The organism is Halopenitus sp. H-Gu1, from assembly GCF_041821145.1.
In the GTDB taxonomy this organism is placed as follows: Archaea; Halobacteriota; Halobacteria; order Halobacteriales; family Haloferacaceae; genus Halopenitus.
Genome location: NZ_JBGUBC010000064.1, coordinates 1 through 937 on the forward strand (window position 1 = coordinate 1; position 937 = coordinate 937).

Annotated in this window: 1 protein-coding gene; it reads left to right on the forward strand. The window is 58.5% G+C overall.

The features are described from left to right. The first annotated feature begins 77 nt into the window (after positions 1 to 77). Positions 78 to 905, forward strand: coding sequence for an IS5 family transposase (locus tag ACERIT_RS16145; protein ID WP_373675874.1), 828 nt, complete (start codon positions 78 to 80; stop codon positions 903 to 905). The last annotated feature ends 32 nt before the right edge of the window (positions 906 to 937 follow it).

A 937-nucleotide genomic window follows, 5' to 3' on the forward strand; every position in this document is an offset into this window, starting at 1 on the left:
GGCTCTGGTGAATCGCTGTACTGCGGCAGGATAGGTCGTCAAATCAAAGGAAGTGAAGCGGGAAACCCGCGGTGGTTATGTCGAAGATCTCCCGCTTCACCAGGAAAGCGGTTACATTAGCTAAAAATGTTGTTGGTGGCCGAGGCAAAGTCGCCGCCCCCGAAGGGGGTGGCGGCTTCGCCGATTACGCTCTTGTATCGCTACACTGTCTACGGATTTACCTCGATGAGTCGTACCGCAACGCCCTCGATCTGCTGAGCGAGATGCCGCGTATTTTGGCCGAGATCGGCCTCGAAGAGGGCGATCTCCCGCATCACTCCACGCTTGTGAAGGCGTTTGATAGGTTCGAGATGAAGATCTGGCGAGTGCTGCTGCGGCTGTCGGCGCAGCTGCACGACACCGCCGATCACGCCGCGATGGACGCGACGTTTTTCGACCGTGAAACCGCCAGCAAGCACTACTGCCGCCGGACGAACTACCGCGTTCAAACGCTGAAAACGACCGCGCTCGTCGATACGAAAACACAAGCTGTCCTCGACGTTCACTGTACGACCGAGAAACGTCACGACACGCAGGTCGGCTGGCAACTCGCCCGCCGCAACGCGGGCGAGATTGCCAGCCTCGCCGCCGACAAAGGCTACGATTGGCAGCGATTACGCGAGAAATTGCGCGAAGAGGGTGTGAGACCGCTGATCAAGCACCGCGAGTTCCGACCCATCGACTGCGCGCATAACGCGCGCATCGATGGGTCTCTGTACGGTCAACGAGCACTCTCTGAGACCGTCTTCTCGACGATCAAGCGTACGCTCGGCCACGCGGTGCGTGCCCGAGCGTGGTACCGCGAATTTCGTGAGATCGTGCTGATGTGTGCGGTCTACAACATCAAGCGAGCTGTAAAACAATGAAATCAAACACCGTCTGGCGATTCACCAGAGCC